This window comes from Pseudomonas sp. GCEP-101 (genome assembly GCF_025133575.1).
Classification (GTDB): domain Bacteria; phylum Pseudomonadota; class Gammaproteobacteria; order Pseudomonadales; family Pseudomonadaceae; genus Pseudomonas; species Pseudomonas nitroreducens_B.
The window spans coordinates 2,403,537-2,426,248 of the sequence record NZ_CP104011.1 but is presented as its reverse complement, the minus strand read 5'-3'; the positions used below and the strand labels follow the sequence as shown (position 1 = coordinate 2,426,248).

The window sequence follows — 22,712 nt, the reverse complement described above, 5'->3', positions numbered from 1 at the left end:
GCATAATCGGCTCATATCATGAGCCGATTAGAGGATTTATTCGGCTCAGCACGCCTTGAGACGCCCTATGCAAACACCCCAGTGGATCTGGCAACAGCCCGATTGGCCGCACTTCACCTGGCAGACTGAACGTCTAGCCGCGCCGCTGCGTGCCTGCGCCCAGGCTCAGGGCCGGCTGCTGGGCATGGCAGGCGCCGTGGATGCGGATACCGAGGCAAAAAACAGCCTCGATGCCCTGCTGCAGAACATCGTGACCTCCTCCGCCATCGAAGGCGAAATGCTCAACGCCGGCTCCGTGCGCTCCTCTCTCGCCCGCCGCTTGGGCTTAGCGGTCGAAGGCCGCCCCAGCGCCCGCAGTGAAGGCCTCGCCGAGCTGCAACTGGACGCCACCGGCAACCAGGATCAACCGCTGACCTTCGAACGCCTGTGCACCTGGCACCGCTGGTTGTTTCCGCAGCAGGACCAGCCGTTGGGCAACGCCATCCACATCGGCGCATTACGTGGCGACGAACCAATGCAGGTCGTCTCCGGCCGGCTGGATCGCCCTACCGTGCATTTCGAGGCGCCGCCAAGGGAAGGCCTGGAGCAGCAGCTCGACGCCTTCCTCGCCTGGTTTACCAGCAGCCGCAGCGACGACACCCTTGACCCGATCCTGCGCGCCGGCATCGCCCACTTCTGGTTTGTCACCTTGCACCCGTTCGACGACGGTAACGGCCGCCTCACCCGCGCCCTCACCGACCTCGCCCTGGCTCAGGGCGAACGGCAGGCCGTGCGCCTCTACGCCATGTCCGCCAGCATCCTCGACGACCGCAGCGGCTACTATCGCATCCTGGAAAGCAGCCAGAAAGACGGCCTGGACATCACCGCCTGGCTGGAATGGTTCCTCGCTACCCTGCTGAAAAGCCTCGAACAGGCCCTCCAACGCATCCAGCGCGTGCTGGGCAAGGCGCGCTTCTGGCAGGCCCATCGCAGCGATGGCCTTTCACCCGAACAACTCAAGGTGCTCAACCGCCTGCTCGACGGCGGCGAAAAAGGCTTCGAAGACGGCATCAGCGCCGGCCAGTACCAGGCCGTCGCCCAGGTCTCCAAGGCCACCGCCACCCGCCACCTGAGTGACCTCCTCGCCAAGGGCTGCCTCGTGCGCCTGCCCGGCGGCGGGCGCAGCACCCGTTACCAGATCAACCAGCCCGGCAGCCCCGGCCCGGCCACGACTCCGAGTGAAGCATGACCAACAACGACATCGTCCAGAAACTCTGGAACCTCTGCGACGTCCTGCGCGACGACGGCATCAACTACAGCGACTACGTCACCGAACTGGTGCTGCTGCTGTTCATCAAGATGGAATACGAGCAGGTCCAGAACGGCACCGGCTTCGAGCACAAGCTACCCGCAGGCGCGCGCTGGCCCGACCTCACCGACAAATCCGGTCTGGTGCTGCTCAACCACTACCGGCGGATGCTGCTCGACCTCGGCCAGAACAGCGACCCGCTGATCGCCGCCATCTACGCCGACGCGCAAACCCGCCTCAAGGAGCCGCGCCACCTCGAGCAACTGATCAAGAGCCTGGACGCCATCGACTGGTTCAGCGCCCGCAAGGACGGTCTCGGCGACCTCTACGAAGGCCTGCTGGAAAAGAACGCCAGCGAAACCAAATCCGGCGCCGGCCAGTACTTCACCCCGCGCCCGCTGATCGACAGCATCATCCGCGTCATCCGCCCGCAGGCCGGCGAAACCGTCCAGGACCCCGCCGCTGGCACCGCCGGCTTCCTCATCGCCGCCGATGCCTACATCAAGCAGCACACCGACGACCTGTTCGACCTCAACGACCGCGACCGAGCCTTCCAGCGCAACGAAGCCTTCATCGGCGTCGAACTGGTCCCCGGCACCCGCCGCCTGGCGTTGATGAACTGCCTGCTGCACGGCATGGAGGGCGACGCCGAAGGCGTGGTGCACCTGGGCAACGCCCTGGGCCAGACAGGCGCCAACCTGAAGAAGGTCGACCTGATCCTCTCCAACCCTCCCTTCGGCACCGCCAAGGGCGGCGGCGGCCCAACCCGGGACGACCTCACCTACCGCACCAGCAACAAACAGTTGGCCTTCCTCCAGCACATCTACCGCGGCCTCAAACCCGGCGGCCGTGCCGCCGTGGTGCTTCCGGACAACGTGCTGTTCGAAGCCGGCGTCGGCACCGACATCCGCCGCGACCTGATGGATAAGTGCAACCTGCACACCATCCTTCGGCTGCCCACCGGCATCTTCTATGCCCAGGGCGTGAAGACCAATGTGCTGTTCTTCCAGAAGGGCACAGCGGATAACCCACACCAGGAAGAAGGTTGCACCCAGCGCGTGTGGGTGTATGACCTGCGCAGCAATATGCCTAGCTTTGGTAAGCGCACTCCCTTTGGTGCAAGTCACCTGCAGCCTTTCGAGCAAGCCTATGGCGAAGATGCCAATGGCAACAGCCCGCGGGCCGAGAATGTGGAAGGCATTGGTGAGGAGAGCCGTTTCCGGTGCTTCACCCGAGACGCCATCCGCGAGCGCGGCGATTCGCTGGATATCAGCTGGCTGAAGGATTCAGATAGCGTCGATGCCAATCACCTGCCTGCACCGGAAGTGCTGGCGGGTGAGGCCATGGCCGAACTGACCGAGGCCCTGCATGAGCTGGAAGAGCTGATGAAGGCGCTGGGTGCTGGTGATGAAGTGGCAGCGCAGAAGCAATTGATGGCGGAGGTTATGGGATTGACGGTAGCCCAGGAGGCGGCAGATGAGTGAGCTACCGAATGGTTGGGTGCTCGCACGCCTAGACGAATTGGCCGACTTGAATCCGAAGCAGAGTTTCGATGATGAACTCTCGGCAGGATTCGTACCCATGTCCCATGCGCCAACTAACTTCCTTAACAAGCTGCGCTTTGATGAGCGCCCATGGGGCGAGATTAAAAAGACTTATACAAACTTCAAGGACGGCGACGTTATTTTTGCCAAAGTCACTCCCTGCTTTGAAAACAGCAAGGCTGCATTAGTTGAAAACCTCCCCAACGGTATCGGCGCTGGCAGCAGCGAGTTCTATGTTCTCCGGCCGAGCAGCATTGAGGTCTCTGCAAAGTATTTACTGGCTGCAGTGAAAAGCCTCGACTTTCTTCGACAAGGCGCTGCCAATATGACGGGGGCGGTCGGCCTACGTCGTGTACCAAAGCAATTTGTCGCGGGCTACGAAGTGCCCGTCCCGCCGGCACACGAACAAACCCGCATCGCCCAAAAGCTCGATGAACTGCTGGCCCAGGTCGACACCCTCAAAGCCCGCATCGACGCCATCCCAGCCCTACTCAAACGCTTCCGCCAATCCGTCCTTGCCGAAGCGACCTCTGGAGCTTTGACTAAAAATGAGCAGGAGACGGGCAGCAAAAAATCAGTTCCTTTCTCGTCAGTGATAAATGACCTGCGGTACGGAACTGCGCAGAAATGTGATTACAACGGAGGGACCATTGGGGTCCTTCGCATCCCCAATATTGGAGAAAAGGGAATTGATCTTAGCGACCTAAAATCTTCTAATTTCTCCAATACAGAGATTGAAAAACTTTCACTACAAAAAGGCGACATTTTACTTATTAGATCAAATGGCAGCGTAGACCTTGTTGGAAAATCTGCAGTTATTACTGACAAAGAGGCAGGCCTTCTTTTTGCTGGCTATCTAATCCGCGTGCGACTGGATGCAATGCGAGCACTTCCGAAGTATGTCAATCTCTGGCTAAAATCACCAGCAGCCCGCCAAGCAATAGAGCAAACCGCCAGATCAACCAGCGGCGTCAACAACATTAATAGTGAAGAAATAAAGTCACTGATTCTCACGCTGCCATCAATTTCCGAACAAACCGAAATCGTCCGCCGCGTCGAACAGCTCTTCGCCTTCGCCGACCAACTGGAAACCAAGGTCCAGAACGCCAAAGAACGCATCGACAAACTGACCCAAAGTATCCTCGCCAAAGCCTTCCGTGGCGAACTGGTGCCGCAGGACCCGAACGATGAGCCCGCCTCCGTGCTGCTGGAGCGCATCAAGGCACAGCGGGCGGCGGAGCCGAAGGCCAAGCGTGGGCGGAAGAAGGCGGAAAGCGCCTGAGTGAATGGGCACCCGGCTCCGGGTGCCCTCCGTATCGAGGAGTGGGCGAAGGTGCCGAGGCACTCGCCCTGCAAGGAGTTGCCAGCATGTCCGTACCGACTTACGACCAGTTCATCGAGCCCGTGTTGCGCTTCCTCGCCACCAAGCCGGAGGGCGTGCCCACCCGCGAGGTGCAGGAGGCGGCCGCCAACTCGCTGCAACTGACGCCGGAGCAGCGCGAAGAGCTGGTGCCAAGTGGCACCCAGCCGACCTTCCGCAATCGCACTGGCTGGGCCCATGACCGCTTGAAGCGCGCGGGGCTTTCCAGCAGTCCGAAGCATGGCTTCTGGAAGCTCACGCCACAGGGCATGGATTACGCGCAGAAGCAGACAGCGCCGCTACCAGCCGATGAAGTGGAAAGACTGGCCATCGGCTACATGGATGTGAAACTGAAAGCGCCGGCCGATGCCGCTGCGCTGGACAAGGAGCTGGAAGCCGCGCCGTCGCTGGATTCCGCCACACAAAGCCCGGAAGAGCGGCTGAACCAGGCGGTGAAGGAGCTGCGCGATTCGGTGGCGGCGGATTTGCTGGACAACCTCAAGCAGGTTTCGCCGGGCCGCTTCGAGGTGATCGTGCTGGATGTGCTGCACCGTCTCGGCTACGGCGCCAGCCGCAGCGATCTGCAGCGGGTCGGCGGCTCCGGCGATGGCGGCATCGATGGGGTGATCTCGCTGGACAAGCTGGGTTTGGAGAAGGTCTACGTGCAGGCCAAGCGCTGGCAGGGCACAGTGGGCCGGCCGGAGCTGCAGGCCTTCTACGGCGCCCTGGCCGGACAGAAGGCCAAGCGCGGCGTGTTCATCACCACCTCCAGCTACACCCAGCAGGCCATCGACTTCGCCCACTCGGTGGAAGGTATCGTGCTGGTGGATGGCCTGCGCCTGGTGCACCTGATGATGGACCACGAAGTCGGCGTGTCGTCGCAGACCGTACGCATACCCAAGCTGGACACCGATTACTTCGACGAAGAAGCCAGCTAAGGCAAGCTGGGGGCACTTGGCTATGAGTCCGATGAATTCCGCCCCGCAGAAAGCCACCTCACACCACCCGTCGGTGCCCAGGCGAGAGACGACGCGGCCATGACAAAGATCAATATCAAATAGCCATTACCCAGTACATTGGCGCCTTCCTGATATTGAGCACCCCCTCATGACTCTCCATCGGTATCCGGTCCAGTTGTTGGTCACGTCCCAGGACCCGGCGCTGGCGCGCCAGGTTCGGGCGCTGCTGGCGGCCTATGAGCTGCCCTGCGCGGTGATGGAAGGGCCGCGCGACTGCGAGCAGGCGCCACTGTGCCGATGGTTCAAGGACGCGCCGTTGAGCGATTCGGCGCGCATGCTCGCGCTGCTGGCCGACGCCATCGGCGTGCTGGAGCGGACCCGCCACGCCTTTCGCTCCCGCGAGCTGGGCGAACTGCGGCAGCGCCTGACTGGCGCGCTGCAGGAGTTGTCGGGGCCCCGGCCCCTGGTGTAAAAAGCCAACCACCCGCGTTCCGCGTTGCGGAAGCTGGCTTTGCCGGGCAGGACGACAGGACCTGCAAGACAAAGCGCCGCGTTGCTCGCCGTCGACTTCGACCCGGCGAGCGGCCGGCGCTTTTTTCATGCCCGACAAAAACAGCAGACCCGCAAGGAGCCGAACATGGGCCTGGGACCCAAGCTCGATAGCGTGCTCGAGCGCATCGGCCTGTCGACGATGGAAGTCGATCAGCGCCTGAGTTACCTGGAATGGCGCGAGGAAGACGGCCGCCGTCTCCACGGCCGCGCCGCCGAACTGGAAGGCTGCCACCAGCGTTTCATCGAGCAACTCTACGACCACCTGCGCAACTACCCGCCGCTGGGCGCGATCCTCGCCGAGCCGGCAACGCTGGCGCGGCTCAAATGCAGCCAGCTCGAATACTACCGCCAGCTGTGGGATGCCCCGCAGGACGCCGAGTACGTGCGCGACCGCCTGCGCATCGGGCTGGTGCACCAGCAGGTCGGCGTGGAGCTGAAGTGGTACCTGGGCGCCTATCGTCTGTACCTGGACCAGATGCTCGCCGACCTGATGGGCGATGCGCCGCAAGCCAGGACCTACGCCAGCCTGCTCAAGCGGGTGTTCTTCGACATGTCGCTGGCCATCGACACCTACGGCGCCGCCCAGCGCCAGGCGCTGGAGGACAGCGAGGCCCGCTACGCCCGCGCCCTGCGCGGCGCCAACGACGGTATCTGGGACTGGGACCTGGGCAACGACCGCCTCTACGTCTCCGAGCGCTGGGCGCGCATGCTCGGGCTCAGCCGCGACAACCTGGGCGAAGGCAGCACCAGCTGGTTCGCCCGCGTGCACCCGGACGACCTGCCCGGCCTGCGCAAGGCCATCGACGCGCACCTGCGCGGCAGCAGCGCGCTGCTCAGCCACGAGTACCGCATCCGCCAGCGCGACGGCAATTACCTCTGGGTGCTGGCGCGCGGCGTGATCACCGACGGGCGCATGGCCGGCTCGCAGACCGACATCAGCCAGCACAAGGCCAGCGAGCACCAGCTCAGCCACGCCGCGCGGCACGATCCGCTGACCGGCCTGGGCAACCGCCTGCGCCTGGACGAACTGCTGCAACAGGCGCTGCTGCGCCAGCGCCGCCCCGGCGCGCGCGAGGCCGGCCTGCTGTTCATCGACCTGGACCGCTTCAAGCTGATCAATGACAGCCTCGGCCACGCGGTCGGCGACCGCGTGCTGGTGGAAGTGTCCCAGCGCCTGCTCCGCTGCCTGCGACCGGGCGACCACCTGGCGCGCTTCGGCGGCGACGAATTCGTCGTGCTGCTGGACGACCTGGCCAGCCTGGTAGACGCCGAACAGGTGGCGCAGCGCATGCTCGACTGCCTGCGCCAGCCGCTGCATGTGGATGGCCGCACCCTGGTGGTCAGCGCCAGCATCGGCATCACCGGGCTGATGACCGACGGCCAGGCCATCGACACCTTGCAGGCCGCGGACCTCGCCCTGTATCGCGCCAAGGAGGCCGGCAAGGCGCAATACGCGCGCTTCAGCCTGGAGCTGCAGGCCGAGGCGCAGCGCCGGCTGGACCTGGAAAGCGCACTGGCCCAGGCACTGCGCCGCGAGGAATTCAGCCTGCACTACCAGCCCATCGTCCGCCTGGACCGCGACTCGCCGAGCTGGGAGGCGGTGGAAGTGCTGCTGCGCTGGACGCACGACGGCCAGTCGATCTCGCCGCTGGACTTCATCCCGGCGCTGGAGGAGTCCGGTGAGATCGTCCCGGTCGGCGACTGGGTGCTGCGCCAGGCCTGCCGGCAGACTGCGCTGTGGCAGCGCCAGGGACATCATCGGCTGTACTGCTCGGTGAACCTGTCGAGCCGGCAGTTGCAGCAGCCAGGCTTCGCCGCGCGGGTGCAGCGGATCCTCGCCGAGAGCGGCCTGTCGCCGCGCAGCCTGGTGCTGGAGATCACCGAAAGCCTGCTGATGCAGGACGGCGCGGAAACCCTCGCCTGCCTGCGCGAACTGGCCGCCGAGGGCGTGCGCCTGGCGCTGGATGATTTCGGCACCGGCTATTCCTCGCTGGGCTACCTCAAGCGCTACCCGCTGCACATCCTCAAGGTCGACCGCAGCTTCATCACCCGCGTGCCGGACGACCCGGAGCTCAGCGCCATCTGCCGCGCCATCATCGGCCTGGGCCACAGCCTCGGCCTGGACGTGGTGGCCGAGGGCGTGGAGCGCCAGGAGCACCTCGACTTCCTGCGCCAGGAAGGCTGCCGCCACGCCCAGGGCTTCCTGTTCAGCAAGCCGCTGGCGCCGGAGCAGCTGTTCCAGGGCCAGCTGGAGCGCCAGCGATGAAGCACAACCTGCCCATCACCGGGCGCCAGGTGGAGGTGCCGGCCAACGCCAACATTCTTTCCACCACCGACCTCAAGGGTGCGGTCACCCATGTGAACCCCGACTTCCTCCAGATCAGCGGTTTCGCCGCCGAGGAACTGGTGGGCTTCAACCACAACCGCGTGCGCCACCCGGACATGCCGCCCGCCGCCTTCGCCCATCTCTGGCAGACGCTGCAAGCCGGGCGCAGCTGGATGGGCCTGGTGAAAAACCGCTGCAAGAACGGCGACCACTACTGGGTCAGCGCCTTCGTCACGCCGATCCGTCACGGCGGCAAGGTGGTGGAGTACCAGTCGGTGCGCACCCGCCCCGGCGCCGAGCAGGTCGCCGCCGCCGAGCGGCTGTATGCGCGCCTGCGGGCGGGGGAGCGGCTGGACCGGCCGCGCCTGACACTGGTGGCGCAGCTGCTGTTGGGCCTGCTGGCGGCGCAGGCCAGCGGCGCGCTCATCGCGCTGGCGTGGCCCCCGCTGATGCCCCTGGCGTTCCTGCTGGCGCTGGGGGCCTCCGGCGCCTGGCTGGTGCTGCGCCTGCAACCGCTGGGCGCGCTGCTGGCGCGGGCGCGGAAGATCGCCAGCAACCCGCTGAGCCAGCAACTCTACGCGGGCCGCGCGGATGAGTTCGGCGAGCTGGATTTCGCCTTGCGCATGCTGGAGGCGGAAACCGCCGCGGTGGTCGGTCGCATGGCCGACGCCTCGCGGCAACTGGCCGAACACGCCGCCGCGCTGGCCGACGCCATGGCCGGCGGCAGCGCCGCGTCGCAGGTGCAACAGCGCGAGACCGAACAGGTCGCCAGCGCCATGCAGCAGCTGGCGCAGAGCGTCCAGGAGGTCGCCCGGCATGCGCAGCACAGCGCGGTGGCCGCCCAGTGCAGCGAACGCATCACCCAGGCCGGGCATGCGGACGTGCATGGCACGCGCGGGCAACTCGCCGCGCTGGAAGCCGGCGTGCGCGCGGCGAGCAACGCGGTGGAACAACAGCAGGAACACAGTGCGGCGATCTCACGGATGCTCGAGGTGATCCGCGACGTTGCTGGGCAAACCAACCTGCTGGCGCTCAACGCCGCCATCGAAGCCGCGCGCGCCGGGGAAAGCGGACGCGGTTTCGCGGTCGTCGCCGACGAGGTGCGCGCGCTGGCCTCGCGCACGGAAAACTCGGCGCGGGACATTCAAACGCTGGTCGGCAACCTTCAGCAGGGCGCGCAGGAGTCGGTGCGGGCGCTCTGGCACTGCTGCGAGCAGGCGGTCGCCAGCCTGGCCCAGGCCGGCCAGGCGGCGGGCACGCTGGAGCGCATCAGCGAACAGGTCTCGGCGATCCAGCGGATGAGCCTGGAAATCGCCGAGGCCATCGAGGAACAGGGCGTCGCCAGCGAGGACGTGCAGCGCAGCCTGCACGCCATTCGCGGCTCGGCCGACAGCAACGCGGCGCAGGTCGGCACCTGCCAGCGCAGCGCCGCGCGCATGGCGGAAGTGGCGGCGGAACTGCGCATGCTGGCGGAGCACTTCTGGGAGGGCAGTCGGGCGCTCTAGGGCACTGTGCCGGATGTCCGTAACCGACCGTGACTTGGCGCTCGGGTCAGGCTCGGCAAGAATGCCGCCTACCCACTCCGCGCGACGCGCCAGCAGTTCGCGCCCTGCACAGCGAGTTCGACAGATGATTCCCTACGGCCTGACTCCCGACCAGTTCTGCCGACGCTACCGTCGCTACCTGCAACGCTCGACGCCGACGACCATCGCTGCGCTGCGCGCGCTGCTGGTGCGCCCGCTGCCCGATCAGCCGCTAAGGGGGGACGTGCAGCTTTTCCTCGGCGAGAACGGTCTCGACACACCCGACGCCTGGCTCTACCTCAGCGGCGAGAACAACAAGGTGGATGCCTCGGACCCCACGCTGTTCGCCGGCAAGGCGCTGGACTTGCAGTTGGGCCTGGAGGACGCTCCCGAGTTCGATCCGGCCTACTTCGAGGAGGACTTCCAGGGTGTCGCGCTCATTGCCAACACCCTCAAGTCCTGGTTCGCCGAATGCTGGTGGAAAGCCGGCGGATGGAGCTGGCCGGTTGCGCTGACCCTCGCCGTACACGATGGGTTCGGCGACGGCGAGCGCATCCCCCTGACCGAATCGGCGTGAGCTTCGGGCGCTCTAGCGCTTGGCGATGATGTACACGGCGTGGACGATGCCGGGGATATAACCGAGCAGCGTCAGCAGGATGTTGAGCCAGAACGCGCCGCCGAAACCGACCTGGAGGAACACGCCCAGCGGCGGCAGGATGATGGCGATGAGGATGCGGATGAAGTCCATGCGGTGGCTCCTTGTGAGATTGCCGGATGCATGGAATGGACCGCCGGGAAGCGCAGCGGGTTCAGAGAATCTGGCGCGGGTGCGTGGCGGGTGGGCGATCGCGGACGGAGTCCGCGATGATTTCACGCTCGCAGCCGGCGGGTGGTCGCGGGCATGGCCCGCTCCTACAGGTGAGCCCGAGCGTGGGCGGCCCTATCCCCGGCCGTACGCCGGGCGTTGCGGCTTTTCGTAGGAGCGAGGGGGACGTCTAGTTCTTGCTCGCGAACCCGCCCCGCTGCGGAGCGGTTCGCGAGCAAGCTCGCTCCTACAAAAAGCAACACGCGTCAGAGGAACCAGCGGTACTCCCGCGCGCTGACTTCGTTCATGAAGTCCAGGTGGTCGTGGCGCTTGTTCTCGCAGTAGACGAAGACGAACTCGCTGCCCAGGCCGTCCTTCACCACCGGGTGGTTTTCCATGGCGGCGACGGCGCCGAGCATGTCGCGGGGGAAGTCGATGCCGCTGGCGCGGTCGTCGTTCAGCGGCGGAATCGGCTCCTGGCGGGTTTCCAGGCCGTGCTCCATGCCGGTGAGGATCGCCGCGAGCACCAGGTAGGGGTTGGCGTCGGCGCCGGCCAGGCGGTGCTCGATGCGCAGATTCTTGCCGTCGGACTCCGGAATGCGGATGCACGCATCGCGGTCCTCGAAGCCCCAGCTGGCCTTGCTCGCCGCGTTCACGCGGGAGCCGTAGCGGCGGTAGGCGTTGTGGTTGGCGGCGAAGATCGGCATGCAGTGCGGCAGCAGCTCCAGGCAGCCGGCCACGGCGTGGCGCAGCGCCTGCTGGTGATCGCGGTCGAGCAGGTTGTTGCCGTCGCGGTCGTACAGGCTGACGTGCACGTGCATGCCGCTGCCCGGCGCATGCAGGTACGGCTTGCTCATGAAGCTGGCGCGGTAGCCGTGCTTGAGCGCCACGCCACGGGTGGCACGGGTGAACAGCGCGGCCTGGTCGGCAGCATGCAGGCCGTCGTCGCAGTGGGCGAAGTTGATCTCGAACTGGCCCGGGCCGATTTCGGCGGTGATGACGTTGGCGTCCACGCCCTGCTCACGGGAAGCGTCGACGATCTCGTGGAGCACGTCGGAGAAGCGCGACAGGCGCTCGATGTGCATGTTCGGCTGGTCGTCCTCGTCATCGCACAGCGGGTCGCGGGGGTATTGCGGCAGGCCGGCGTCGAGCTTCCTGTCGAACAGGTAGAACTCCAGCTCGAAGGCCACCACCGGGCGGATGCCCTTGGACTCCAGGCGCTGCATGACGCGGGCGAGCACTTCGCGCGGTTCGAATTCGATGGGCGCCTCGGTGCCGTCGGAGCTGATCAGCATCTGCCCCAGCGGCTGGTTCTCCCAGCGCACCGGCTTGAGCGAACCGGGGATCAGGCGGCGCGGCGCATCCGGGTCGCCGTCGTTGAAGCAGTAGTCGCCGATGGGGTGCAGGCCCCCTTGTGCGCCCAGCAGCACGCAGTTCTGCGGCAGTTTCAGCGGGCTGCCGGCGGCGACCTTCTCCAGCATGTCCACGGGGTAGCGCTTGCCGTAGAAGTGGCCGGGAATGTCCAGGCAGATCAGGTCGACGTAGCGGATGTCCGGGTATTGCTGGCGGAAGGCGCGAACTTCGCTGAGCAGGTCGGGATAGGTCGGGCGGTTCATTGGGTTTGCCTTTTGTTTTCGGGCGCTTGGAGCAATTTCGAGGCGGGACCGTGGCGAGCGAAGGCCAGGCAAGGCGGAAGTCGGCTCGGATGCGGCGTTTAGGCCGCCAAATGAGCAATCCGAGCCGACTTCCAACGCCGCATGGGCGAGCGCAGCAGGTACCGGTTGAAATTCAGGTGAAGATCCAGAGCACCCTTGTCGGTTTGTCGGTCAGGTTGCCGTAGCGGAACTGGCTGTGCGGCGGCAGCTGGAAACTGTCGTTGGCGTACAGGGTGACGGTGTCGTCCTCGTACCAGATGGTCAGTTCGCCTTCAAGAACGAAGCCGCCCTGCTCCGAGCTGTCGTCCAGGTGGCCGTCGCCGCTGGTGGCGCCGGGGGCGAGGATGCTGTCGAGCAGGGAGAAGCCGCCGGACATGTTCGGCGAGGCGAGGATGTCGGTGATGCCGCCGGCGTAGTAGAGGGTGCGGCGGTCGTTCGGCCGGGTCACCCAGTCGCGCTCGCGGCGGGTGTCGCCGGCGTAGAAGTAGGTGGTCGGCACGCCGAGGGCTTCGCTGATCGCGGTGAGGTCGGCGACGGTGGGTTGCGACAGGCCGCGCTCGACCTGGGAGAGGAAGCCCACCGAGCGGCCGATCTGCTCGGCCAGCTCGCCCAGGGTGAGGTTCTTGTGCTTGCGCAGGTCGCGGATCAGCGTGGCAAGGTGTCCGTTGGTGGCCGTCTGGGTCATGGCAGGTTCCGAATTAGACAAAGTCCCGCAATCGATACCAGGCCTTGCCCACGGCTTCCAGGGGCGCGGCGAAGCGCTGGCCGCCGGGGAACCCGGGATTGCGGATGCGTTGATAGAGATCAAGCTCGTCGCTGCGGCCGAACAGGGCTTCGCTCACCGCGTGGGCGGCGGCCAGGCTCGGCAGCACGCCGTGGCCGGAATAGCCCTGCAGCCAGTAGAGATCGCCGCGCCGGCCGATGTCCGGGGTGCGGCGCATGCTGCAGTCGATGTGCCCGCCCCAGGCGTATTCCAGTTCCACACCCTTGAGCTGCGGGAACACGCGCTCGACGTAGGGACGCGTGGCGGCGCGGATGTCCCTGGGCATGCCGCCCAGGTAGGTGCAGCCGCCGCCGAACAGCAGGCGATGGTCGGGGGTCAGGCGGAAGTAGTCGAGGACGAACTGGTTGTCGGTGACGCAGCAGTTCTTCGGCAGCAGCGAACAGGCCAACTCCTCGCCCAGCGGCGCGGTGGCAACCTGGTAGGTGCCCACCGGCAGGATGCGCTCGGAGACGTCGCGGTCCAGCCCGTCGATGTAGGCATTGCAGGCCAGCACCAGGGCGGCGCAGCGCACGGTGCCATGCTCGGTGGTCACCTCATAACCGGAGCCGGTCTCGCGCAGGCTCAGCGCGCGGGTCTGCTCGAAGATGCGCCCGCCGGCGCGCTCGATGGCGCCGGCCAGGCCGTAGGCGAGCTTCAGCGGGTTGAGGTGCGCGGAGTTCGGGTCGTACAGGCCCGCCTGGTAGCGGTCGCTGGCGATCCACTGCGGCAGGTCTTCACGGGGGATGAATTGCAGGCCTTCGTAGCCCCAGCGACGGTTGGCTTCGGCCTGCCAGTCGTAGAGTGCACCGACCCGGCGCGGCAGCACCGCGGTCCACAGGTGGCCGATGCGGTAGTCGCAATCGAAGCCGTGGCGTTGCGGCAGGTCGCGCAGCTCAAGGGCAGCCCAGAGCATGCCCTGCCACAGGCGCAGCGCGCCTTCGTGGCCGAGGTCGTCCTCGATGGGCCCCAGGTCGCTGGACCAACCCGGCAGGGCCTGCCCGCCGTTGCGTCCGGAAGCGGCCCAGGCGATGCGGCTGGCCTCGATCATGCAGACCTGGCGGCCGCCTTCGATCAGTTGCAGCGCGGTGTGCAGGCCGCTGAAGCCGGCGCCGATCACCAGGACGTCGCAGTCCAGCGGTTCGCGAAGGGCTTCGCGGGGCTGGATCAGCTCGGGGTTGGCGCCGGCGTAGTAGGTGCCGACCGGCTCGGTCGAACGCAGGAACATCGCTACCTCGTGAAATTGTTCTGATTATTTTTCATGAAAAATAACAGAACAAATTTCACAAGGCTAGCCCGCCGCGCAGTCGCGGACGAGCTGCAGGTCAGCTCGTCAGGACGACAGCACCGCGGCGCTGCCCTGCTCTTCGCGCTTCTGCCGCACGCTGACCACCACCACCAGCGCCACCAGGATGCCGGCGAGAATGGCCGAGGAGCCGATGGTACCGAAGTCCAGCCCGCCCTTCTCGTGGGACTTGGTCAGTACGTCGCCCAGGGTGGCGCCGAACGGACGGGTCAGCACGAAGGCCACCCAGAACAGCAGCACCGAGGACAGCCTGGTGAAGTAGTGCAGCAGCACCACCACGGCGATCAGGCTGCCGATCAGCAGCGCGCCGCCGGCGAAGCCCAGGCCCGAGTCGTCGGCGAGGAAGTCGCCCAGGGCGGTGCCCAGGGTGTTGGAGAAGAGGATGGCGACCCAGTAGAACATCTCGCCCTTGAAGCTGCGGATGTTGTCCACCGACAGCGAGGTGCCGCTGAAGCGCCAGGCCGCGAAGATGGCCGCCAGGATGCTGATGAGGATCGCCGAGCCGGTGGCATAGCCGAGTTCCAGGGTGCGGTCCATGAAGTCGGACATGGTGGTGCCGGCGGTGCTGGTGGAGAGGATCACCAGCCAGTACAGCCAGGGCACGTAGCGCTTGCTGGCGAGCTGGCCGACCAGGGTGACGAGGAACACGCTGATGAGGATCAGCGAGCTGACCGCATAGCCGACGTTGAGGGTCATCGACAGCAGGTCGCCGGCGGTTTCCCCCAGGGTGGTGGCGCAGATCTTCATCACCCAGAAGGCCAGGGTGATCTGTGGCAATTTGTTGTTCACGGGCGTGTCTCCGGAAATGAGCGGGATCGACGCGTATCGCTCGCGCCGCTGCACCCCGGAGTTGGCGGTCTCCCCCGATAACCCCCTGGCGCATGGTCGTGGAGACTGACGGTGGCGCAGTGAAGAAAGGGTCAAGCCGGTATGAAAAATCCATTGGCGAACGACGCGTCCGACCCGCCGACGGGTGACAGATCACATTCCATTGCTATGGTTTTACGTGGGGGCGATGCGCCCGAGGACCGCTTGACTACGCGCGTGGCGCATGGGGATAGGGATGAATCAGATGATCAAACCGCAACCGTACTGCAAGAACTGCCGCCTGGCGCCACCGACGCTGAGCGACGACAAGGTCCAGGAGCTGGAGGCGATCATCAAGCCGGGGCACCTGCTGCACAAGGGCGATTTCGTGTTCCGCCAGGGCGACCCGTTCCATAGCGTGTTCCTGGTGCGCTCCGGTTCGATCAAGACCTTCACCACCAACGAGCAGGGGCTGGAGAAGATCACCGGCTTCTACTACGCCACCGAGATCTTCGGGTTTTCCGGCATGGGCGAAGGCGCCTACCCGGTCTCGGCGCAGGCGCTGGAGAGCACCTTGTGCAGCGAGATTCCGTTCAGCCAGCTGGAGGAGTTGTCGAGCCAGATTCCGGGGCTTTCGCACCAGATCATGCTGATGATGAGCCGCAAGATCCGCGAGGACCAGCAGATGAAGCTGCTGCTCTCGCGCCTGAACTCCGACTCGCGCATTGCCGCCTTCCTGCTGAATATTTCCGCGCACTTCCGCGAGCGCGGCTTCTCCGCCACGCGCTTCCGCCTGAGCATGTCGCGCAACGAGATCGGCGACTACCTGGGCCTGGCGGTGGAGACGGTGTCGCGCAGCTTTACCCGACTGCAGAAGCACGGACTGATCCGCGTGGATGGACGGGAAACCGAGATCGTCGACTTCACCGAGCTGTGCGCGCTGGCCGGGGGTGAAGTCGAGCTGTGAGTGTTTCGCGGGGGGCGGGGTTCGCGAGCAAGCTCGCTCCTACGAAGAGCGGATCGGCGCTCCCCCTGTAGGAGCGGGCCATGCCCGCGACCAGCCAAATCTCCGCACGCCCCCACGGACATTTCCCCGTAGGAGCGGAGCTTCTCCGCGATCACCGCGATAGCGGTGCATGGGCCGGCATGAGCCACGGCGTCATGCCCTTACCGCACAGCCGAAAGCTCCCTCTCCCTAACCCTCTCCCGCAAGTGGGAGAGGGAACTGATCGGCGCAGGCTGACACGACACCGCCAGCCGGCACGAACGGCTCCCTCTCCCTCCGGGAGAGGGCTGGGGTGAGGGGAAAGCCCCGGCACCGGGCCTCCCACTCAGCCGCCGTCAGGTCCCGATCACGCCCCCATCGTCCTTGGTGATCACCAGCGTCGTGGAACGCGGGATGCTCTTGCCGTCGCTGGCGGGGAAGCTGAGCGTCGGGTGCTGGATGTTCACCCACAGCGTCTTGCCGTCCGGCGTCTGGGTGATGCCGGTCAGCTCGCAGCCGCGCGGGCCGACCAGGAAGCGGCGCACCTCGCGGCTGTGCAAGTCGGCACAGAGCAACTGGTTGCAGCCCATGGCCTGCATCGGCGCCTCGGCGTCATCGTAGTCGGTCTCGATCCACAGACGGCCGGCGGTGTCGAAGTAGAGCCCGTCCGGCGAGGAAAAGATGTCGCCGTTGATGGTGCCGATCAGGTTCTGCGGCGCGCCGGAGCCTTTCTGCTCGCCGGCCAGCAGGAAGATGTCCCACTGGAAGCTGGTGGCGGTGGGGTCTCCGCCGGCCTCGTTCCAGCGCAGGATCTGCCCGTGGAGGTTTTCCTTGCGTGGGTTGGCGGCGTCCACCGGCTGCTTCTTGCCGCGGGCATCGTTGTTGGTGAGGCTGACGTACACCTCGCGGGTGGTCTGCTGCACGGCCACCCACTCGGGGCGGTCCATGGGCGTGGCGCCCAGCTTGTCGGCAGCGGCGCGGGCGTTGACCAGCACCTCGGCCTGGCTGGGGAAACCGTTCTCGGCCGTCAGGCCGTTCTGCCCATGCACGAGCGGCAGCCACTGGCCGCTGCCGTCGGCGTTGAAGCGCGCGACGTAGAGGGTGCCTTCGTCCAGCAGATCGGCGTTCGCCGCGCGGTTGTCCGGGTGGTACGTGCCTGCGGGGACGAACTTGTAGATGTACTCGCCCTTGGTGTCATCGCCGTAGTAGAACGCCATGCGGTTGTCGGCGCCCAGCGACAGGGTCGAGCATTCGCGGCAGAAGCGGCCGACGGCGGTGCGTTTCTTCGGCGTGGACGTCGGGTCGAACGGGTCGATCTCCACCACCCAGCCGAAACGGTTCGGTTCGTTGACGTGGCCGCCGTGGGGCTGGTCCGCCTTGGGCGTCGCATCGAAGCGCTCATCCACCGCTTCCCACGCGTAGTAATTGCTGAACTGGCCGTTGGAAAGTCCGTAGCGCTTGTGCGAAACGCGCTTGGCGAAGTCGTCCTTGTCGCGGTTGACGAAGTACTGGTGCCAGTTCTCCTCGCACGCGAGGTAGGTGCCCCAGGGCGTGACGCCCATGGAGCAGTTGTTCAGGGTGCCGAGTACCCGCTTGGCCTCGGGGTCGCTGGCGGTGCGCAGCAGATCGTGGCCAGCCAGGGGGCCGGACAGGTCCAGCGGCGAGCTGCCGGTGATGCGGCGGTTGTAGCTCGACCCCTCGACGCGCTGCCACTGGCCCCCGGCGTCCTTCTTCACCTCGATGACGCTCAGACCGTGGGCCGCGATTTCCTTGCGCACCTCGCCTTCCGGACGACCGCGCGAACCATCGGGACGGTCCTCGAAGGTCTGGCCCTTCGGATGCAGCGTCGGGTTGATGTATTCGTGGTTGATGACCAGCAGGCCGTGGCTGTCCGGCGCATCGGGGAAGGGGAAGTAGTGCATGCCGTCATGGTTGTCGCCGGCCTGCAGCTCCTGGGCTTTCCAGTCTTCGCTGGCGTCGCCTTTCCAGGCCGGCGCGCCGGTCACCACGGTGTCGCCCCAGGAGAAGAACGGCCGGGCGGTATAGCCCTCGGCGACGATCACCCGGTCGAATTTCGGGTCCTGCTGTACCGGCACGCCCTTGAAGCCGAGCAACGCGGTGGGCACCGGCGCGTCGGCGGCGAACAGCGAGCGGCCCGGGAACAGGCCGCCGCCGAGGAAACCGACGGCGCCCAGCACCAGGCTGTTCTTCAGCAGGCGACGGCGCGAGGCGTCGATCAGTTCGCTCATCGGCACATTGCCGGAGGGGTTGATCGACTGGTCGTCGAAAGCGGCCAGTCGGTCGTGGAAATCCTGGAAACGCTCGCTCATCAGAAGGTTCCTTCCGCGCGGCCGCCGTGTGACGGCTCGGGTTGTCAGTAGAAGCTATCGGCGGAAGGTTAGGAACGGGGTGTTACGTCGGCATGACAACGCCGCCGAACCCGGTGACGAGTTCGGCGGCGAGGGAATAAAAGCCGCCCCACAGGACCAAGACGACGTCCGGGGGCGGGCGCGAGGGCATTTGCGGAAACAGCGCGGCTCAGCCTGGCAGGCCGCCCTGCTCCGAACATTCGGGGCCCGCCAGGCGGGCCGTCCAGTCTTCCAGCACGCCACTGGTGAGGCGTTGTGCAGCGGTCTTGCGCCAGCGCAGGGACAGCGCGTCGCAGGCCATCATCAGGCGCAGCCCGGTACGTTCCAGCGGGTGGCCGAAGTACCAGTCCAGCAGGCTCGCCACGGTGAGCTGCGGGTAGTGCCGCTGCACCAGTTCCAGCGGCGCGTCAGCCGCCACCATGCCGGCACGGCGCACCCGGTAGAACCAGCCGCAGCGCCCCTGCTGCTGCACTTCCAGCGGCAGCTCGGGGAGGTTCCAGCGCCGCGCCAGCCGATAGCTGGGCGAGCGCGGCTGGCTCACTTCGATCAGCGCCTCTCCCCAGCGGAACAGGTCGCCGATGCAGACCTCCTGTTCGTTGAGGCCGAAGGTGGACAGGTTCTCGCCGAAGGCCGGCTGTCGCCAGCGCGTCTGCGGGTGCAGCTTGCGCCAGTGCCGGTAGTGCTCGGCCGGGTAGTGGTGCAGCGCGCGGTCCAGGCCGCCGTCGCGGCGCAGGTCGGCCCGCGCGTCCCCCGGCAACCCCTGGGCGCCGAGCCAGACTTCCTCGTGCGTTTCCAACTGGTCGATATCGCTGAGCAGACCACCCCAGCTCTCTTCGACTTTGCCTATGAAAACGCCCTGGATGACGATGCTTTCCACCTTTGTCTACCCATCTGAGACAGCGGACAAGCGCTAGAGTAGAGGGCCTGACCGGCAACACTCCATTTCGATTTTCCAGTTTCGTTGATAAGTAGACCTTATGGATTTTCGCCAGCTCCGCTATTTCGTCGCGCTGTACGAGGAAGGCCATGTCGGGCGTGCCGCCGAACGGCTGGCGATTTCCCAGCCGGCGCTCTCGCAGCAGATCCGCCAGTTGGAGCAGAACCTCGACGTGGCGCTGTTCCAGCGCAGCGGCAAGCGCCTGCTGCCCACTGCCGCCGGACACACGCTGTACAACCATGCGGTGCCGCTACTCGAAGGCCTGGAGCGGGCCCGCGAGGCGCTGCGTGCGTTCCGCGGGCAGAGCGCGCGCAGCCTGGCCATCGGCGTGCTGCAGACGGTCAACGCGAGCCTGGTGCCGCACCTGGTGGAATGCCTGCACGCCGCGCAGCCGCATGTGCAGGTGCGCATCTACGAACTCTCCGGCGTGGAGATCGAGCGTCGCCTGCTGATCGGCCAGCTGGACATCGGCATCGGTTTCCTGCCGCCGCGCCAACCGGCGCTGCACGGCGTGGAGCTGTACCCGGACGAGCTGCAACTGGTCATCCCGGCGGACCATCCGCTGAAGGACTTCAAGAAGGTGTCGCTGGCGCAGGCGGCGGAACTGCCGATGCTGCTGCTCGGCGAGGAATTCCGCGCCCGGCAGATCTGGCAGGAGCAGTTGGCGGCCATCGGCCGCCGGCCGCGGGTACAGGCCGAGCTGAACCACATGGGTGGCATCCTCGACAGCCTGCCGCAGAGCCGCTTCGCCACCGTGCTGCCCGGGCGCGCACGACAGATGCACGGGCACAAGGATTTGCTGTGGAAGCCGCTGAGCGAGCCCCGCATTCCGCTGAGCGTGGGGCTGGTGTACCGCGATGCGCAGCGGCAGCAACCAACGGTGGAGCTGTTGCGCTCGCTGCTGGATGGGGCAGTGTAACGACCCGCTTTTTGTAGGAGCGAGCTTGCTCGCGAACCGGACTCCGCGCGGGATCATTCGCGAGCAAGCTCGCTCCTACAGGTCCAGTCCGCGAAACGCCGCTTCATGCGGTACGCGGTAGGGCGCCTGAACCGGATCAGGTTATCCGCCACCTGACCCAGCGGCGGATAACGCGGACACGTTATTCGCCCTACGGTGACGTTCGAGCGTTTCTGCGCAACGGTAGATTTTTGAGACGCGAGGAAATCGCAGGCAAGAAAAAACCCCGCTTCTTGCGAAGCGGGGTTTTGCAGACCGATATCCTCACGTCCGTGCTAGCCACCGTCCTTGGTGGATTCCCTTGTTTCCGTATTGTCGTTGGCGCTTCCTGCGCAATGTCCTGACTGAGGAGAAGGTTACCGCCGCAGGACGTTGTCAGAAAGACGCCGATCACCACCGCTGTTTGTAAGCTTAGGCTTACACGGATTAGTACTAGCGTCCTTCGGATGGGGAATAACCCACAAAAAGCCCCGCCGAAGCGGGGCTTTTGGGTATCGCCCGCTTAGAACTGCGCGGCGTCCAGCAGGTACAGCGACTCGCTGCCGGCCTTCACCGAGGCGGTCAGGGAGTGGATACGCGGCAGCAGGCGGGCGAAGTAGAAGCGCGCGGTGCCGAGCTTGCTGGCGTAGAACTCGTCCTGGCCTTCCTTACCCAGCGCAGCGCGCGCCATCAGGGCCCACATGTACGCATAGGCGGTGTAGCCGAAGGCGTGCAGGTACTCGACCGAGGCGGCGCCGATTTCATTCGGGTTGCCCTTGGCACGGTCCAGGACCCAGGCGGTCAGCTCGTCCAGGTTCTGCACGGCGGCGTTCAGCGGGCCGGTGAATTCGGCCAGCTCGGCCGACGCCGAGGCGGTGAAGGCACGGATCTCGTCGGTGAACAGCTTGGCGTAGGCGCCGCCGCTGCCGACGATCTTGCGGCCCATCAGGTCCAGCGCCTGGATGCCGTTGGTGCCTTCGTAGATCTGGGTGATGCGGCAGTCGCGTACCAGCTGCTCCTGGCCCCACTCGCGGATGAAGCCGTGGCCACCGAAGATCTGCTGGCCGTGAATAGTGGTTTCCAGGCCCATGTCGGTGAGGAAGGCCTTGGCCACCGGGGTCAGCAGGGCGACCAGTTCCTCGGCGCGCTTGCGGGTGGTCGGCTCTTCGCTGTACTTGGCGGTGTCCAGCTGCATGGCGACGTAGCTGGAGAAGGCGCGGCCGCCCTCGTTCAGCGCCTTCATGGTGAGCAGCATGCGACGCACGTCCGGGTGGACGATGATCGGGTCGGCGGCCTTGTCCTTGGCGACCGGGCCGGTCGGCGCGCGGCTCTGGATACGCTCGCGGGCGTATTCCACGGCGCTCTGGTAGGAGCGCTCGCCGGTGGCCAGGCCCTGGATGCCCACGCCCAGGCGCTCGTAGTTCATCATGGTGAACATGGCGGCCAGGCCCTTGTTCGGCGCATCGACGATCCAGCCGGTGGCGCCGTCGAAGTTCATCACGCAGGTGGCGGAGGCCTTGATGCCCATCTTGTGCTCGATGGAGCCGCAGGACACGGCGTTGCGCTCGCCCAGCGAGCCGTCGGCGTTGACCATCACCTTCGGCACCAGGAACAGCGAGATGCCCTTGGAACCGGCCGGCGCGTCGGGGAGCTTGGCCAGCACCAGGTGGATGATGTTCTCGGTCAGGTCGTGCTCGCCGCCGGTGATGAAGATCTTCGTGCCGGAAATCTTGAAGCTGCCGTCGGCCTGCGGTTCGGCCTTGGTGCGGATGATGCCCAGGTCCGTGCCGGCGTGCGGCTCGGTCAGGCACATCGAGCCGGCCCAGGTGCCGGCGTACATGTTCGGCAGGTACTTGGCCTTGAGTTCTTCGCTGGCGTGGTTGAGCAGCGACAGGCAGGCACCGGCGGTCAGCATCGGGTACAGGCCGAAGGACAGGTTGGCGGAGTTGACCATTTCCTCGACCTGGGCGCCGATCACCTTGGGCATGCCCATGCCGCCGAAGGCCGGATCGCCGCCCACGCCCACCCAGCCGCCTTCGGCGTAGGTGCGGTAGGCCTCGGGGAAGCCGGCCGGGGTTTTCACGCCCTCGGCGCTCCAGCTGCAGCCTTCTTCGTCGCCGCTGCGGTTCAGCGGGGCGATCACGCCGCCGGTGACCTTGCCGGCCTCTTCGAGGATCGCCGACGCGGTCTCGGCATCCACGGTCTCGGCCAGGGCGGGCAGTTCGGCCCAGAGATTGGCGACCTCGAAGACTTCATTGAGGACGAATTGCATGTCGCGCAGGGGAGCTTTGTAGTCAGCCATGATGGATCCTCGAACGAAAACGACGGCTGATGAGGCAGCCAGCGGTATCAGAATAGGAGGTACACGAAGGTACGCCGCCGGAGTTTACTCCAACAACTTTTCAGACTTTAAGCGTCATGTTGTGACCACACAACTATAGATTGGTCACAAACTGTAGCCGTGCCGGAATGTACGCGGGGTGACTGACCAGGCGGACCGCCCGGCCAGCGGAAGCGCAGGGCGGATACAGCGGAACGCTTTATCCGCCGGCCCAGCGGCGGATGACGCCGCTGGCGTTATCCGTCCTGCGCAGCCTTC

18 protein-coding genes are annotated in these 22,712 nt (G+C 65.9%); 10 read left to right on the top strand and 8 right to left on the bottom strand.

The window, feature by feature from the left end; genetic code table 11:
- Positions 1-67: 67 nt before the first annotated feature.
- The 8 genes from N0B71_RS10985 (at position 68) to N0B71_RS10950 (ending at position 10,129) form a co-directional block, all read left to right on the top strand.
- Complete coding sequence (locus N0B71_RS10985) at positions 68-1,228, top strand: Fic family protein (protein WP_259758953.1); 1,161 nt, start codon at positions 68-70, stop codon at positions 1,226-1,228.
- On the top strand, positions 1,225-2,772 hold the full coding sequence (locus N0B71_RS10980) for a class I SAM-dependent DNA methyltransferase (RefSeq protein ID WP_259758952.1): 1,548 nt from the start codon (positions 1,225-1,227) through the stop codon (positions 2,770-2,772). Before N0B71_RS10985 ends, N0B71_RS10980 begins: the two co-directional genes overlap by 4 nt.
- A complete protein-coding gene (locus N0B71_RS10975) occupies positions 2,765-4,114 on the top strand; it encodes a restriction endonuclease subunit S (protein WP_259758951.1) in 1,350 nt (449 codons plus the stop codon). Before N0B71_RS10980 ends, N0B71_RS10975 begins: the two co-directional genes overlap by 8 nt.
- 86 nt (positions 4,115-4,200) lie before the next feature.
- Positions 4,201-5,130 carry a restriction endonuclease gene (locus tag N0B71_RS10970; protein WP_259758950.1) on the top strand — a complete coding sequence of 310 codons (930 nt, stop codon included), beginning with the start codon at positions 4,201-4,203 and terminating at the stop codon, positions 5,128-5,130.
- 169 nt (positions 5,131-5,299) lie between these two features.
- Positions 5,300-5,623 (top strand): hypothetical protein, encoded by a 324-nt coding sequence (locus N0B71_RS10965; protein ID WP_259758949.1) that lies wholly within the window; start codon positions 5,300-5,302, stop codon positions 5,621-5,623.
- A gap of 165 nt (positions 5,624-5,788) precedes the next feature.
- Positions 5,789-7,969 (top strand): putative bifunctional diguanylate cyclase/phosphodiesterase, encoded by a 2,181-nt coding sequence (locus tag N0B71_RS10960; protein WP_259758948.1) that lies wholly within the window; start codon positions 5,789-5,791, stop codon positions 7,967-7,969.
- Complete coding sequence (locus tag N0B71_RS10955) at positions 7,966-9,534, top strand: methyl-accepting chemotaxis protein (RefSeq protein ID WP_259758947.1); 1,569 nt, start codon at positions 7,966-7,968, stop codon at positions 9,532-9,534. The genes N0B71_RS10960 and N0B71_RS10955 overlap by 4 nt, the downstream gene beginning before the upstream one ends.
- A 124-nt stretch (positions 9,535-9,658) precedes the next feature.
- Complete coding sequence (locus N0B71_RS10950; RefSeq protein ID WP_259758946.1) at positions 9,659-10,129, top strand: hypothetical protein; 471 nt, start codon at positions 9,659-9,661, stop codon at positions 10,127-10,129.
- 12 nt (positions 10,130-10,141) lie between these two features.
- Here the strand turns inward: N0B71_RS10950 and N0B71_RS10945 are convergent, their stop codons facing one another.
- The 5 genes from N0B71_RS10945 to N0B71_RS10925 form a co-directional block, all read right to left on the bottom strand.
- A complete protein-coding gene (locus N0B71_RS10945) occupies positions 10,142-10,300 on the bottom strand; it encodes a YqaE/Pmp3 family membrane protein (RefSeq protein ID WP_259758945.1) in 159 nt (52 codons plus the stop codon).
- 323 nt (positions 10,301-10,623) lie between these two features.
- Positions 10,624-11,973 carry a glutamine synthetase family protein gene (locus tag N0B71_RS10940; RefSeq protein WP_259758944.1) on the bottom strand — a complete coding sequence of 450 codons (1,350 nt, stop codon included), beginning with the start codon at positions 11,971-11,973 and terminating at the stop codon, positions 10,624-10,626.
- A 172-nt stretch (positions 11,974-12,145) separates the two neighbouring features.
- Positions 12,146-12,697, bottom strand: a complete 552-nt coding sequence (locus tag N0B71_RS10935) for a helix-turn-helix domain-containing protein (protein ID WP_259758943.1) — start codon at positions 12,695-12,697, stop codon at positions 12,146-12,148.
- Positions 12,698-12,710: 13 nt separating this feature from the next.
- Entirely contained in the window at positions 12,711-14,000 is a 1,290-nt protein-coding gene (locus N0B71_RS10930) for an NAD(P)/FAD-dependent oxidoreductase (RefSeq protein ID WP_259758942.1), read from the bottom strand.
- A gap of 105 nt (positions 14,001-14,105) precedes the next feature.
- Positions 14,106-14,825, bottom strand: a complete 720-nt coding sequence (locus N0B71_RS10925; protein WP_259759531.1) for a COG4705 family protein — start codon at positions 14,823-14,825, stop codon at positions 14,106-14,108.
- Between the two features lie 325 nt (positions 14,826-15,150).
- Between N0B71_RS10925 and fnr the strand changes: the two genes are divergently transcribed.
- Complete coding sequence (gene fnr / locus N0B71_RS10920; protein ID WP_416782509.1) at positions 15,151-15,852, top strand: fumarate/nitrate reduction transcriptional regulator Fnr; 702 nt, start codon at positions 15,151-15,153, stop codon at positions 15,850-15,852.
- Positions 15,853-16,226: 374 nt separating this feature from the next.
- Here the strand turns inward: fnr and N0B71_RS10915 are convergent, their stop codons facing one another.
- Both N0B71_RS10915 and N0B71_RS10910 read right to left on the bottom strand, forming a co-directional pair.
- On the bottom strand, positions 16,227-18,200 hold the full coding sequence (locus N0B71_RS10915) for a PhoX family protein (RefSeq protein WP_259758940.1): 1,974 nt from the start codon (positions 18,198-18,200) through the stop codon (positions 16,227-16,229).
- A gap of 208 nt (positions 18,201-18,408) precedes the next feature.
- Positions 18,409-19,116 (bottom strand): MOSC domain-containing protein, encoded by a 708-nt coding sequence (locus N0B71_RS10910; RefSeq protein ID WP_259758939.1) that lies wholly within the window; start codon positions 19,114-19,116, stop codon positions 18,409-18,411.
- A gap of 100 nt (positions 19,117-19,216) precedes the next feature.
- Here N0B71_RS10910 and N0B71_RS10905 point away from each other — a divergent pair, with 100 nt between their 5' ends.
- Positions 19,217-20,095, top strand: a complete 879-nt coding sequence (locus tag N0B71_RS10905; protein WP_259758938.1) for a LysR family transcriptional regulator — start codon at positions 19,217-19,219, stop codon at positions 20,093-20,095.
- Between the two features lie 541 nt (positions 20,096-20,636).
- Here the strand turns inward: N0B71_RS10905 and N0B71_RS10900 are convergent.
- Entirely contained in the window at positions 20,637-22,415 is a 1,779-nt protein-coding gene (locus tag N0B71_RS10900) for an acyl-CoA dehydrogenase C-terminal domain-containing protein (protein ID WP_259758937.1), read from the bottom strand.
- Positions 22,416-22,712: the final 297 nt, after the last annotated feature.